The following is a 15,119-nucleotide window of genomic DNA, read 5'->3' as shown; positions in this document are numbered from 1 at the left end:
TTGCTGCTGAAAAAGAAAAAAACGCGGCTAAAAGCTTACATCAGCCGGAGCAAGTGAACGTGGGCTTGAGTTAAAATCGAGCTAATTATGAAGGAATGCGGGCCAACTGAGAAGAAATACGGGCCAATCGAAAAAAATTCCGCAAGATTTGAATGTTCAGGACCGCTGTTTTAATTAGGAGACGGGGCTCTCCTGTATTTGAGATTGGTTGCGCAAGTATGCTTTTAAGGGTACCATTTCCGGCTGCTTTCTCGCTGCACAGAATTTTTTAATAAAAAAGCTCTGTTAAAGCCTGATGTTGATTTTTTACACCTGTTACTTGGAGTGAAAGGCGCGAGACTCCGAGCTGAGAGCAGCGGGACAGGTGAGACCCCGCAGGCGCAAAGCGGAGAGGAGGCTCACCGCCCGCCCCGCTGGTCGCTGAGCGCCTGCTAACTGCAATCAACAGCCAAGTTTAACAGAGCCAATAAAAAGAAAAAGCTGCAGAAACGCAGCTTTTATCTTTTCCCTTTAATATAAGGTGTTCCAAGTGCTTTAGGAGAGTCCGCACGGCCGATAAATCCGGCAAGCGCCAATATGGTCAATACATAAGGTGTAATGAGCAGGTACACTTCAGGGATATCCTTCAAAAATGGAATGGAGCCCCCAACGATGCTGATCCCTTGAGCCAGCCCGAAGAATAGGGCAGCTCCCATTGCACCAAGCGGATGCCATTTCCCGAATATCATCGCTGCGAGTGCCATAAAGCCCTGGCCGCTGATCGTCGCATGGCTGAAGTCTCTGGAAATGATGGTAGCATAGATTGATCCGCCGATTCCGGCAAATGCACCGGACAGAATTACTCCGATGTACCTCATTTTTGTAACGTTAATCCCCATCGTATCCGCTGCCATCGGATGTTCACCAACCGCTCTCAGTCTAAGACCGAAGGGTGTTTTGTAAATAACGTACCAAACGGCTACAGAAAGGAGGATGGCAATATAAGATGTGATGTAGCCGTTGCTGAAAAACAGCGGTCCGATGACCGGAATTTTGCTTAACAGCGGAATATCAATAATATCAAAGCTTTGATCAATCCGGTCAGTTTGTCCCTTATCATACATATTTTTCACAAGGAAAAGAGTTAACCCAAGTGCAAGAAAATTAATGGCTACACCGCTGACAACCTGATCCGAGCGGAAAGTAATGGTCGCCACGGCGTGCAAAACGGCAAATAGCGCGCTCGCAATCATTGCGGCAAGCAATGAAAGCCATGGTGTCAATGAACCGAACGTCTCCGCGAACGTTAAGTTAAAAACGATTCCTGTAAATGCACCGATAACCATTAAACCTTCCAGACCAATATTTACTACACCTGACTTCTCACTGAAAATCCCGCCTAGAGCGGTAAGAATTAGAGGGGCCGCTACGAACAGAGCGGTAGGAATGATAATTTGAAGTGCTTGAAGTAAGCTCATTTATTTCTCCCCCTTTTTAAACCGAAGCAGCAGCCACCGGATAAAATAGCTGGATGCTACAAAGAATATGATTAGTGCAATAACAATTTCTACTAGCTCATTCGGAACATTGGCTTCCAAAGGCATATTCAGTGCCCCTACCTTCAATCCTCCAAAAAGGAAAGCCGCAAAAATAACACCGATTGCTGTATTTCCGCCTAACAAAGCAACGGCGATTCCATCAAATCCAATTCCGGTAAAACCGCTTTTAACGGATGCATATTGGAACGTACCAAGTCCTTCCATTGCACCGGCAATACCAGCGAATGCACCTGAGATTACCATAGAAAGAATAATGCTTCGGTTAACATTCATTCCGGAATAATGGGCAGCATCCTGATTAAAACCAACGGCACGAAGCTCATATCCCTTCGTTGTTCTCTCAAGCAGGAACCACATGATGAATGCTGCTGCAAGCGCGATGATAATTCCATAATGCATCCTTGAGTAGTTTGTCAGCATCTCAAATGTTCCTGAACGGAGACTTGCTGTAGCCGCGATTTCATCTGTTGTATCGCTGCCTTTTGTTAATACAGATTGTATAATAGCATTCGTCGCATAGAGTGCAATGTAATTCATCATGATTGTGACAATTACTTCGTGTACACGGAAACGCGCTTTCAGCAGGCCTGGAATGAATCCCCATAACGCACCAGCTAATGCAGCAACGATGATGGCAAGAGGAAGATGGATGATTTTAGGAAGATCAAATGCCACCCCAACCCAAACCGCCGCGAGCCAGCCCACGATTACTTGCCCTTCTACTCCGATGTTAAATAAACCAGTCTTGAAAGCAAAAGCTACAGCAAGTCCTGTCAAAATATAGGGCGTCATCAGTCTTATTGTATCCCCGATGTTATAAGGATCGCCGAATATTCCATTCCATAATGCGCCATATCCAAGGATTGGATCATAGCCGCTGACAAGCATAACCAGAGCCCCGCTGAGCAATCCAAGAATGACTGCGATAACTGGGATGATCAAATTTATATAACGGTTGATGATTTTCATGGTGCCACACCTTCTCCCTTCAGCTTGCTTCCGGCCATCAAGAGCCCAAGCTCCTGCTCGGTTGTTTCCTCCGGTTTTACAATGGCCACAATTTTCCCTTCATAGATAACCGCAATTCTGTCACTTACATTCATGATTTCATCGAGTTCAAAGGAAACCAGCAAAATCGCCTTTCCTTTATCACGCTGTTCGATCAGTCGTTTGTGAATAAATTCAATGGCTCCGACATCAAGTCCCCTGGTTGGCTGCGCAGCAATCAAAAGATCAGGGTCCCTGTCCACTTCCCGCCCAATAATCGCCTTCTGCTGATTTCCACCGGAAAGGGCTCTTGCTGGAGTTGATGAACTTGGAGTTCTTACATCAAACTCCTTAATGAGCTGCTCTGCTTTTTTGTAGATTTCTTTAAAATTTAGAATGCCTGACTTAGAATAAGGCTTTTGATGGTACGTTTGAAGCACCATATTCTCTCCAATTGCAAAATCAAGCACCAGCCCATGTTTATGGCGATCCTGAGGAATATGCCCCACTCCTGATTCAGCTACTTTTCTTGGAGTTAAACGTCCAATGTCTTTGCCGTTTAAATGGATCGTGCCTGATTCGTGCTTTTTCAAACCGGTAATCGCCTCAATAAGCTCACTCTGTCCATTTCCATCCACTCCGGCTATCCCGACGATTTCTCCAGCTTTCACATCCAGTGATAACGAATCGATAGCGGTTACCATTCTTGCATCCTTAACAACCAAATTCTTGACTTCCAGAACCGTTTCCCCAGGCTTAGCAGACGTTTTATCTGTTGTAAAGAGAACTTCCCGGCCAACCATTAAGGATGCCAGTTCATTCGGATTCGTTGCAGAAACCTTAACAGTGCCAATGCCTTCACCTTTACGGATGACGGTTACCTTATGGCAAACTTCCATAATTTCTTTCAGCTTATGGGTAATCAGGATAATGGATTTTCCTTCCTTTATAAGCGCATTCATAATAGAAATCAGTTCTTTAATTTCTTGAGGTGTCAGTACAGCAGTCGGTTCGTCAAAAATCAGGATCTCCGCTCCTCTGTAGAGTGTTTTTAAGATTTCTACACGCTGCTGCATTCCCACGGAAATATCCGAAATTTTTGCAGATGGATCTACGGCAAGGCCATACCGTTCAGAAATTTCCCGAACCTGCTTTTCAGCTTCCTTTAAATTGGTTTTCCCCATTTTGGAAGGTTCGTTTCCTAGAATAATATTTTCAGTAACCGTAAAGTTATTGACAAGCATGAAATGTTGGTGTACCATTCCTATTCCGAGATCATTTGCTATATTAGGATTGGTAATATCAACTTTTTTGCCTTTGACTCTAATTTCACCTTTTTCCGGCTGATATAAGCCGAATAATACGTTCATAAGGGTCGATTTTCCTGCACCATTTTCCCCAAGCAAAGCATGTATTTCTCCCTTTTCTACTTGCAGGGTAATGTTGTTATTTGCGACAATTCCAGGAAACTCTTTGCGGATCCCAAGCATCTCAATTACATAATCCATGTTGATTCACTCCTTTTTCATGATGGACAGCTTGAATGCAGATCCCCATCTGAAAATCTATTTATCTCGCAAATGGACTTTCAGACGGAGATATACACGGTACTTTAGAAGACGTTGGCTTAAAAAAAGGCTAGAAGAAGATCTAGCCTTTTCAGCAGTCCGGTTTATTTTACAGGGGCCGTTGGAACTTTAATTTCGCCCTTGCTGATTTTTTCTTTATATTCGTCTACCTTTTTCATCACATCTTCAGAAACATTGTCGCCTTTTGCTACAGAAATTGCGTCTTGATCTAAACCATAGCTGATGACTTCTCCGCCAGGGAACTCATTGTTTTTCGCTTTTTCAGCAAGGTCTTTCACTGCAACGTCTACACGTTTTACCATGGATGTAAGAGTGATGTTGAATTCTTTTCCGTCTTTAGACGTGCCTTTTCCTTCTTCGCTTTGGTCTTTATCTACACCGATTACATAAAGCTCGCGTGCTGGATCTTTTTTCTTAAGGTCGATTGCTTCTGAGAAAACACCATTTCCGGTTGCTCCTGCAGCATGATAGATGATATCAGCTCCAGATCCGTACATGGAAGATGCAATCGCCTTCCCTTTATCCGCTTTGTCAAATGCACCTGCATATTGGACATCAACTGTCGCTTCAGGATTTACAGCTTTAACTCCTTCAACAAAGCCAGCTTCAAATTTACCGATTAATTCGCCTTCCATACCTCCGACAAAACCAACCTTATTTGTTTTCGTAGTAAGACCTGCTACTACTCCAACAAGGAAGGAGCCTTCATTCTCTTTAAACACGATGCTCGCAACATTATCTTTTTCTACAACACTATCAACGATTGCAAAATTCGTTTTCTTTTGCTGATCGGCAATTTCCTCAATGGCCGGCTGAAGCTTGTAGCCAATTCCGTAAATCAAGTCATACTTTTGACGCACAAGTGTGTTCAAGTTTGTAACATAGTCACCGTCATTTTTGGATTGCAGGTAGTTAAAGCCCTTGTTTCCTTTTTCCATGCTGTTGTCTTTACCGAAATCCTGAATTCCTTCCCATGCGGATTGGTTAAATGACTTATCATCTACACCGCCGACATCCGTTACCATTGCCACTGTGAAATCGCTTGCTTTTCCGCCCGTCTCGGCAGATTTATTTCCGCAAGCCCCAAGTATTGTTCCTGCTGCCAGAACAGCTGATAAAGCTAAACCCCATTTTTTCATGTTGTATTTCCCCCCGTAATTATGAATAGAATATTGCGAAACTTTTGAATGTAAAGCAGAGAGCCTGTCCTTCATCACCTCCTAAAAGTTCTAATTTCTAGTTTCTTTTTCTGACAACGTGGAAGGAAAACATATCGGCTCTAAAATAGTTTAACGAGTATAGAATTGGACGATCCTGCAGGTCATAATGCATCTGTTTAAGGAGCAGCAGTGCAGTTTCCGGATCGCAGTTTAAAAGCGGTGAAATCTTATCGTGGTAGCCAATAGGCTCAATGGCTGTAATCGCATGGCCAATAATGCTGTCTGTCTTTTTCTCAAGAAGCTCAAACAAGGATTCACTGTCATGGGTCAAATCTTTCGGGAGAAGTTTCCCGGGAATTTTGTCCAGACAGTAGACGACCGGTTCTCCGTTCGCAGTCCGTACCCTCTCAATCTGGAAAATTTCTTCTTCTTCCGTAATTCCGAAGCGCTGTGCATCTTCTTCAGTCGGTCCCACGATAGAAGAGGATAAAAAGATGGTTCCTGGAGCTTTTCCCCCTTGCATGATCATAGCTGTTACACTGTTAAGCTGCTCAATTCCTGAACTGAACAGCGGGACTGTATTGACAAATGTCCCGACACCATGGCGTCTTATGATCACATTTTCTTCTTCCAGTATCCTAAGTGCTTCTCTAAGCGTTGCTCTGCTTACACCCAAATTCTTGGCCAGGTCAAATTCTGAAGGAAGTTTTTCCTTTTCTTTATAAGCACCTTTTTTTATATCTTCTTTTATTCGATCTATCACCTGCAAGTACAGATGCCGATTGTCTGATTTAATGCTCATGACAAGCCCCCGTTTTATAAAGATCAGACATCTGATGTTTAACCTTTACTAATCGAAAATAATATATCATGTTTCAATACATAAATAAATAAAAATTTAATAATTTTGTCGAATTTTCGTAATACTATTTACTCAAACTTAATACGGGCTAAAAAACAAGATAATATTATTATGTTAACTTGTACAGCAAGAAACAGAAGGGATTTCCCCTTCTGCTTAAGAACTCATTTCATCATGCTGTCCTTTACTTAATAAAACCTCCCGGGGTTTGCTCCCCTCATAAGGTCCCACAACGCCCCGTTCTTCCATGGCGTCTATCAGTCTTGCGGCCCTTGTATATCCGACTCGAAACCTTCTCTGCAGCATAGAAACCGATGCAGTCTGCATATCGACTACCAGCTGAACAGCTTCTTCATATAAATCATCATTCACTTCGCTTGTCGTTTCAGCAGCTTCAGTTGGAATCATATTTTCCTGATACTGAGCCTTTTGCTGGCCAATCACAAATTCTACTACTTCCTCTACTTCATGATCTGATAGAAAAGCTCCCTGAACACGTACAGGTTTGGATGCCCCGACAGGCAGGAAGAGCATGTCTCCTCTTCCAAGAAGCTTTTCTGCACCTCCCATATCCAGAATCGTACGGGAATCCGTCATTGAAGAAACACTGAATGCGATACGTGATGGAATATTTGCTTTTATTACACCAGTTATAACGTCTACAGACGGCCTTTGAGTCGCGATAATCAAATGGATTCCTGCTGCTCTAGCCATTTGGGAAAGCCTTGTTATGGAATCCTCTACATCGGAAGAAGCGACCATCATCAAGTCTGCAAGCTCATCGACAATAACCACGATATAAGGAAGCTCCGGCTGCTTTTCGCCCTCTTCTGCATTGATTCTTCTAATATTTTCATTGTAGCCTTCGATATTTCTCGTACCGGTATGAGAAAAAAGCTCATACCTTCTTTCCATCTCATTCACTACTTTTTTCAAAGCCTGGGAAGCTTTTTTCGGGTCTGTTACAACAGGTGCAAGCAGATGCGGAATGCCATTGTAGACATTAAGCTCAACCATTTTCGGGTCAATCATCATCATTTTCACTTCATGAGGCTTGGCTCTCATTAAAATGCTCGTAATAATTCCATTTATGCATACACTTTTCCCGCTTCCCGTTGATCCGGCTACGAGCAAATGCGGCATTTTATTCATTTCAGCAAGCACGGCTTCACCTGAAATATCACGGCCCAGACCTATTAGCAGCTTCGCATCAGGCCGGTCATTCACGTTATTGTCAATAACCTCGCGAAGCGAAACCATCGCAACTTCAGAATTAGGGACTTCAATGCCAATCGCCGATTTTCCGGGAATAGGCGCTTCAATCCTAATATCCTTTGCGGCAAGCGCCAATGCCAAATCATCGCTTAAATTAACAATCCGGCTGACTTTTACACCAGTATCCGGATATACTTCATATTTGGTTACTGCCGGGCCTAAATGTACCTGGGTAACCTTCGCTTTGACTCCAAAGCTTTGAAAAGTTCTTTCAAGTTTTCTGGCATTTTCATAAATGTTCTTTTTGTCAGTCTGCTGTCCATTGTGCTGAGGCTGTTTTAACAATGAGACAGGAGGCAGCTTGTAATCTTTGTTTTCGACTTCCGAAAAGCTGATTTGAATTCCCGGCACCGGTTCAGGATCCACACCTGTACCTTTCTCGAAGGCAGCTTCAGGAGGAGGTTCAGGGGCTGTCTCTTCCCTTTCAACACGATCTGCAAAGCTTGAAATAATAGGTTCTGAATCCTCATCGTACCTGCTTATCGGTTCAAAGACTTCAATTTCCGGCTCATCCGTATCTTCTTTTGACCTGCGAGTCTTCTTTTCTGCAGGCACAGAGGATTTTCTCTTTTTCTTTTTAAAGGACTTAGGAAGCTGGCGCATATCTTTGATAAAGGCCGCGAATTGCTTTTTGAAGAATGTAAAGACGGGCCCAAACAATTTAAACAAAGTTTCCTGAAGAGACTTGTCTGTAATAAGAAGAATACCAGCCACAATCATACCCGCTGCAATCAATTTGGAACCAGCTGCCGCAAAGAGGAAATAGGATGCTGCAAACAGCAGAGCTCCAATCATTCCTCCTCCCAAATCCCGTGTTATACTTTCGCCTTTGAGCTCCATTGCATAAAGCTCCCACGTATTTCTGATCACACTGGAGGAGCCTGCTTCTCCGCGTGCAAGCACGGCTTCGAATAAGGATATGTGGGTTAGCAGCAGAAGCGCTGCAGTAATTAAGTATATGCCGATCATTCTTCTTGATGAAAATGGCGGCCTTTTCTTGTACCAAAAAACATAAATTCCTGCTGCTCCAAGTCCAATCAGAAAGAGGATATGCCACTCTCCGGCAAAAAACCTGAAAAACTGGACAATGGCCATTCCTGCAATCCCCAGCCTGGCCATTGCAATAATAGATGCTGCTGTCATTCCTAAACCGGCAAGCTCATACTTAAAAACTGGTCTGCCGGAACTTTTCTTTTGCTGACGCCGTTTCTTTTTTGCCATTCGATCACCTGTAATCATCTCTAAAATTGGGTTTGCAGATTTTTGTATCCGCAAACAAAAAAAATCAAACTACTTGGCTCAGAGTACAATCCCAAACCGGATTAATTGTTGGTTCAGACCCAACGAAGAAAGCAGCCTTCAAGAGGGCTGCCCATTTTGATTAGCTTCAGTATATCATAGAATGGTCTGTTTCAGACTAGAATACCACCATGGCAGAACTGATTTTTTGTCCTGGCATGCACTCACTTTTCAAGTAATGATTCGGGTTGCTGCTAAGCAGCCGGACAACTTCAAAAGAATGATCTTCACATGGCCTGACTATCATCTCGACTCCGTTGACAATAGCCATTTTTTCCTCTAAAGCGCCATTTCCGCTTTCTGCAAAAACAAGCTCATGGGGCATCATCGTATACAGAATCATTGCAGCACCTGCTCCTCTTGATCATGCCCTTTCGTTTGTTCAATCAGCTCATTCAGCTTTTTTATGGCTAAGCCCACTCCGCCCACATCATCAATCAGTCCATACTCTACAGCGTCCGTACCTACCACATTCGTACCGATGTCCCGTGTCAGGTTGCCCTTTGAAAACATAAGCTCTTTAAATTTTTCTTCAGAAATGTTGGAATGCTTCGTCACGAAATTTACAACGCGGTCTTGCATTTTATCCAGGTATTCGAATGTTTGGGGAACGCCGATCACAAGACCCGTTAGACGAACGGGATGAATCGTCATCGTTGCCGTTTCAGCAATAAACGAATGGGTGCAGGATACCGCGATTGGTACGCCAATCGAATGACCTCCCCCTAAGACAATGGATACTGTAGGTTTTGAAAGGGATCCTAGCATTTCAGCGATCGCAAGACCCGCTTCCACATCTCCTCCTACCGTATTCAAAATCACGAGAAGGCCTTCAATCTTTGGATTTTGTTCAATGGCAACGATTTGCGGAATAACGTGCTCGTATTTCGTCGTTTTATTTTGAGGAGGGAGCTGGATGTGACCCTCGATTTGACCCACAATCGTCAGGCAGTGGATATTTGTTTCCTGTGACATTTGAGGAATGTTTGTTTGGCCAAGCTGCTGTATTTTTTCGGTCAGGGAGCCTTGCTTATCATCCTGTTTTTCCGATTGCTCAGACTGATCGTTTGTGATTTTGTATTCCTGATGCTCACTTGAAAATGCCATACGGTTCTCCTGCCTTTCTGAAATATGGTCTTATTATGCAAAGAAGACAGCCATTTCATACAAAAGGCGAAAAAGAAGAAGACCGGCAGCTGCGGTCTTCTTCTTCCGTTTTAAGTTCGGTTCATTCAGCAAATTATATGTTTAAACTTCCATTATGATCGGTAAAATCATCGGGCGGCGCTTAGTGCGTTCATATAAATATTGATTCAGCGCTTCCCTGATATTCAGCTTGAGAGAAGACCATTCAATTAAATGGTCTTTCATGCATTTATCAGCAATTTCTTTTACAATCAGTGCCGATTTATCCAAAAGCTCTTCTGACTCTCTCACATAAACGAAACCTCTGGAAATGATCTCAGGTCCTGCTACTACCCGCTTATTTGCTTTATCTAACGTAACAACAACGATTAGAATTCCATCCTGTGATAGGAGCCTGCGGTCCCGAAGCACGATGTTTCCAACATCTCCAACACCCAGACCATCAATCAATACATTACCGGAAGTGACTTTAGAGCCCGTCCGGACTGAATTTTCTTTAAAATGGACGACATCCCCTTTTTCAATCAGGAGAATATCTTTTTTGTTCATTCCCACTTGCTGTGCAAGTTTGCCGTGGGCTACCTGCATTTTATACTCCCCGTTAATAGGAATGAAGTATTTAGGTTTCATTAAGTTCAGCATCAGCTTTAATTCTTCCTGATTGCCGTGTCCGGAAACATGAACTTGCTTTTGGCCGAAAACAACATTCGCCCCTGCCCGGTAAAGCAGGTCAATGGTTTTGGAAAACTCCAGTTCATGACCTGGAAGAGGTGTAGCGGCAATCATCACCGTATCTCCCTCAGAAACATTCAGCTGTTTGTGAGAATGCCTTGCCATTCTGTTTAAAGCTCCGAGCGGTTCCCCGTTTGTTCCAGTTGTTAAAATGGCAATTTTCTGACTGGGATGTTTTTCAATCTCCTGTAGAGGAATAATCAAATCTTCCTGAACATGAATATACCCTAGTTTAATGGCTGTCTGAAGAACATTCATCATGTTTTTGCCAACAATTGCAAGTTTTCGGTTATTCTCAATTGCAGCATTAATTACATGCTGAATCCGGCTGTAATTTGATGCAAAAACAGCAATGATGACCCTGCCGTCTGCATTGTACATGGCTGTAGCAATTTCGCTTCCTACCACAGATTCGGACGCACTATAACCTGGTTTTTCAGCATTTGTGCTGTCTGAAAGCAGGCATAGAACACCTTCATCTCCCAGCGCGGCCATTTTGCTGATATCTGATACATGATTGCTGGTTGGTGTCTGGTCAAACTTAAAATCTCCGGTATGTACGATCGAACCAAGGGATGTATGAACGGCTACCCCTACAGAGTCTGGTATGCTGTGGTTTGTTCGGAAAAAGGTGACGGCAGCGGAGTCAAATTCAATTTTAGAGCTGGAATCAATTTCTTTAAGCAAAGAATAGTTCTTCATTCCATACTCTTTAAGTTTTTCCACAACAAGTGCCAGGGTAAGTTTCGTTCCATATACAGGAATGGATAATTTTTGCATGACATAAAAAACACCGCCAATATTCTCTTCGTGCCCATGAGTTAAAAACATGGCTTTCACACGGCTGCGGTTTTCAATTAAATACGAAATATCCGGAATCACGACGTCAATTCCGAGCATTTCTCCTTCAGGATGCATAAGTCCGGCATCGACAATAAACAAATCCGCATCAACTTCGATGACAAACATATTTTTGCCGATTTCCCCTACGCCGCCTAAAGCGATCACTTTTATATTTTCTGTCTGTTTCAAATTCAATGTATAAATCCTCCCTGTTTTGCTCGCCCGTTCCACGTCACTTAGCATCATTATACCTGAATGGTGAAAAGGAATACAAGAAGAAAAGCCGGGACTTAAATACTCATGCAGCATAATCAGCTTTTTTGCTAATCGGGAGCAATGAAAGGCAGCAAGACTGACATCATGCTCCGCAGATTTCATTCACTGCATCAGACGTTTTATTAAAAAGAAGCTGGCAGCAGTCTGCCAGCTTCTTTTTACTTATTCAATTGCCCCATAACGTCCATTAAACTGTTTCTTTCTGATTCGGTCAGAGGAAGAATCGGCAATCTTACCGGCCCGACATCCATGCCTGAGATCTGCAATGCGGTTTTCACAGGTGCAGGACTTGGAGCAGCGAACATTTCATTCATTACCGGCAGGATACGGCGATGGATAGATGCCGCCTGCTTAACATCGCCTTGAGCGAATGCTTCAATCATCTGCTGCATTTCATTGCCAATTACATGGGATGCAACAGATACGATTCCGGTGGCACCAATCGCCATGCTTGGCAGAGTGAGACTATCGTCTCCGCAATACACATCAAAGTCATCACCCGTCTTTTCGATAACCTCAGCAATGGCTTCCAGGTCGCCGCTTGCATCTTTTACCGCAGCAATGTTCGGAATCGCAGATAACCGGATGATGGTTTCAGCTGTCATTTTAACAACCGTTCTCCCTGGAACATTATAAATCATGACCGGGAGTACTGTGCTCTCGGCAATAGCTTTAAAATGCTGGTAAATGCCTTCCTGTGAAGGTTTATTATAGTAGGGAGCGACGAGCATGACTGCATCTGCCCCTGCTTCTTCCGCCTTTTTTGTCAGCTCAATGGAAGCTCTGGTATCATTGCTCCCCGTACCTGCAATTACTGGTATTCTTCCATTAACTTCTTTAACCGTATGCTGGAACAATGCTGCTTTTTCTTCAAAAGTCAGCGTAGGGGACTCGCCTGTTGTTCCTGCTGCTACAATGGAATCCGTTCCGTTTGCAATTAAGTATTCAATAAGTTTTGATGTTTTCTTAAAATCTATATTGCCGGCAAAGTCAAATGGAGTAACCATTGCCGTTGATACTTTTCCAAAACGTGCCATGTGCATTCTCCTTCAATTGTTCTCGATTACTTTGACAGTTCAAATGCTTCGTGAAGCGTATTAACTGCGCTGATCATATTTTCTTCATTTACCAGCACCCAGATCGTTGTGTGGCTGTCGGCAGATTGAAGAATTTGAATTCCCTGTTCAGAAAGGGAGGAAACAATGGTGGCCATTACACCCGGTACACCCATAATAGATGCTCCGACAACGGAAACTTTAGCGCATTTTTTTGTTACAGTAGGATGATACCCCATTGACTCCAGGATTTCAACGGCCTTATTCGTAACCGAACCAGGTACGGTGTAGACCACTTCATTTGGTGTAATATTAAAAAAATCAACGCTGATGCTGTTCTTTGCCATGGCCTTGAATACATCCGTTTGTGTATGATATTCTCCGCGTTTTGCGGCTACTTTTATTTGACTGACGTTTGCCATGTGGGCAATTCCTGTGATAAGCTGCTCTGCTACGTCACTGCCCATTTTGCCGGCACTGTTCGCAGCGACTAATGTTCCCTCTTTGTCTGAATAAGTGGAACGGATCCTGATCGGAACTTTAGCCTGCATGGCAATTTCCACAGCACGCGGATGAATCACTTTCGCACCCTGATAAGCCAGATTGCATATTTCTGTATACGTAACATTTACAAGCGGACGTGCACTTTCAACAATTCTTGGATCTGCTGTCATAACCCCTTCTACATCCGTAAAGATATCAATGTATTCGGCATTCAGCGCAGCTCCCAGTGCTGCCGCGGATGTATCGCTTCCTCCGCGGCCAAGCGTTGTAATGTCCCCGTTCGGAGCTGCCCCCTGGAAACCGGCAACAACGGCTACATCGCTTGTTTCAAGTATTTCTTTCAATCGCGAGCAGTTCATTTCCAGAATTTTAGCGTTTGTATGATCATTATTTGTCATAAATCCTGCTTGTGCCCCAGTCAATGCGGCAGAGTTTAAGCCTCTTTTTCTAAGCATACTCGAAAAAACAACGGATGAAATGGTTTCTCCGCATGAAAGCAGTAAATCATGCTCTCTGCCCGATACATCTTCAGCTTCCCCATAAAGAAGGCTTAATAGTGTGTCCGTTGCATAAGGATCGCCGCTCCGTCCCATTGCTGAAACGACAACAACAACTTTATATCCTTGTTCCAATGCAAGGCTGATATGTTTATATGCCTGTTCACGGCCCTCATGATCCTTGACGGACGTTCCGCCAAACTTTTGAACCAGAATTTTCATCGCTTCCTACACCCCAACTGTTCAATTTCCCTTCATAAATCAACAGAAGAGAGCAGGGACAGCTGCCCAGCTCTCTTCCTTATCCATTACACAAGCTTAAGCTTAATAAGACTTTCCGCAATTTGAACGGAATTCCATGCCGCACCTTTAAGAAGGTTATCAGAAACAATCCATAGGTGAAAGCCATTTTTCTGATCCAGGTCTTTTCGGACTCTGCCTACGAATACATCATTTTTGCCAACACAATTGGCAGGCATCGGATAAATCTGTTCAGCCGGGTTATCTTCAAGCGTTATTCCTGGTGCTTCAAGGAGCAAATGATGCAGATCGGCCACAGATACATCATCTTTGCCGATTTCAATGTATACAGATTCAGAATGGCCTGTCACAACAGGAAGCCGCACACAAGTTGCAGCTACCGCAAGCTCAGGCATATTCATAATTTTTTTCGTTTCATTGATCATTTTCATTTCTTCAAATGTATAGCCGTTCTCCTGAAATTTATCAATTTGAGGAATGGCGTTGTATGCGATTTGATAGTGCTTTTTATCTCCCTTAACAGGAAGAATGGATGGCGTGTATTCCTTGCCGTCCAATATAGCACGTGTTTGATCATTCAGTTCATTGATTGCAGCTGCCCCTGCACCTGATACGGCCTGATAGGTAGATACAATCACTTTGCTCAATCCGTACGCTTTACGGATTGGCTCAAGTGCGGCAGCCATCTGTATAGTAGAACAGTTTGGATTGGCGATAATGCCCTGATGATTTTTCAGGCTCTCCTCATTGACTTCAGGAACAACGAGCGGTACGTTCGGATCCATGCGGTAAGCACTTGTATTATCTACAACGATTGCCCCTCTTTTTACTGCCTCAGGAGCTAATTTCTTTGATACGCTGCCCCCTGCACTAAAAAGCGCGATTTGAATATTTTCAAAGCTTTCCGGCTTAGCCGCTTCTACTGTATAGGATTTGCCTTTAAACGTAATGGTTGTGCCCGCCGATCGTTCAGACGACAGCAATTTTAATTCAGAAATAGGAAAATTTCGTTCCTCCAGCGTTTTCAGCATCTGCTGGCCTACGGCACCTGTTGCGCCCGTGACTGCAACACGATATCCATTTGAGCTCATTTGC

12 protein-coding genes are annotated in these 15,119 nt (G+C 43.5%); all 12 read right to left on the bottom strand.

The genetic code is table 11. The features are described from left to right. Window positions 1-497: 497 nt before the first annotated feature. On the bottom strand, window positions 498-1,457 hold the full coding sequence (locus tag WCV65_RS10225; protein WP_338781979.1) for an ABC transporter permease: 960 nt from the start codon (window positions 1,455-1,457) through the stop codon (window positions 498-500). Continuing rightward, a complete protein-coding gene (locus WCV65_RS10220) occupies window positions 1,458-2,507 on the bottom strand; it encodes an ABC transporter permease (protein WP_338781978.1) in 1,050 nt (349 codons plus the stop codon). It lies immediately after the preceding gene. Next, window positions 2,504-4,033, bottom strand: a complete 1,530-nt coding sequence (locus WCV65_RS10215) for an ABC transporter ATP-binding protein (RefSeq protein WP_338781977.1) — start codon at window positions 4,031-4,033, stop codon at window positions 2,504-2,506. The genes WCV65_RS10220 and WCV65_RS10215 overlap by 4 nt, the downstream gene beginning before the upstream one ends. 164 nt (window positions 4,034-4,197) lie before the next feature. Then, window positions 4,198-5,253 carry a BMP family protein gene (locus WCV65_RS10210; protein WP_338781976.1) on the bottom strand — a complete coding sequence of 352 codons (1,056 nt, stop codon included), beginning with the start codon at window positions 5,251-5,253 and terminating at the stop codon, window positions 4,198-4,200. A 97-nt stretch (window positions 5,254-5,350) separates the two neighbouring features. Next, complete coding sequence (locus WCV65_RS10205; protein WP_338781974.1) at window positions 5,351-6,076, bottom strand: GntR family transcriptional regulator; 726 nt, start codon at window positions 6,074-6,076, stop codon at window positions 5,351-5,353. Window positions 6,077-6,292: 216 nt separating this feature from the next. Beyond that, entirely contained in the window at window positions 6,293-8,632 is a 2,340-nt protein-coding gene (locus WCV65_RS10200) for a DNA translocase FtsK (protein WP_035411771.1), read from the bottom strand. Between the two features lie 196 nt (window positions 8,633-8,828). After that, the gene (locus WCV65_RS10195) at window positions 8,829-9,053 is read right to left on the bottom strand and encodes a YlzJ-like family protein (protein ID WP_035411774.1); all 225 of its coding nucleotides are present in this window, start codon (window positions 9,051-9,053) and stop codon (window positions 8,829-8,831) included. Next, window positions 9,050-9,817, bottom strand: a complete 768-nt coding sequence (locus tag WCV65_RS10190; RefSeq protein ID WP_035411777.1) for a ClpP family protease — start codon at window positions 9,815-9,817, stop codon at window positions 9,050-9,052. Before WCV65_RS10190 ends, WCV65_RS10195 begins: the two co-directional genes overlap by 4 nt. A 141-nt stretch (window positions 9,818-9,958) precedes the next feature. Next, window positions 9,959-11,626: a ribonuclease J gene (locus WCV65_RS10185; RefSeq protein ID WP_338781971.1), complete on the bottom strand. Its 1,668-nt coding sequence runs from the start codon at window positions 11,624-11,626 to the stop codon at window positions 9,959-9,961. Between the two features lie 239 nt (window positions 11,627-11,865). Continuing rightward, window positions 11,866-12,744: a 4-hydroxy-tetrahydrodipicolinate synthase gene (gene dapA / locus WCV65_RS10180; protein WP_035411779.1), complete on the bottom strand. Its 879-nt coding sequence runs from the start codon at window positions 12,742-12,744 to the stop codon at window positions 11,866-11,868. A gap of 26 nt (window positions 12,745-12,770) precedes the next feature. After that, window positions 12,771-13,985, bottom strand: coding sequence for an aspartate kinase (dapG, locus tag WCV65_RS10175; protein WP_035411782.1), 1,215 nt, complete (start codon window positions 13,983-13,985; stop codon window positions 12,771-12,773). A gap of 86 nt (window positions 13,986-14,071) precedes the next feature. Beyond that, window positions 14,072-15,115 (bottom strand): aspartate-semialdehyde dehydrogenase, encoded by a 1,044-nt coding sequence (gene asd, locus WCV65_RS10170; RefSeq protein WP_338781970.1) that lies wholly within the window; start codon window positions 15,113-15,115, stop codon window positions 14,072-14,074. Between the last annotated feature and the right edge of the window lie 4 nt (window positions 15,116-15,119).

It is taken from the genome of Metabacillus sp. FJAT-52054, from assembly GCF_037201815.1.
Lineage (GTDB): Bacteria > Bacillota > Bacilli > Bacillales > Bacillaceae > Metabacillus_B > Metabacillus_B sediminis.
Note: the sequence above shows the minus strand (reverse complement) of the source record. Positions and strands in the feature narration are given on the sequence as shown.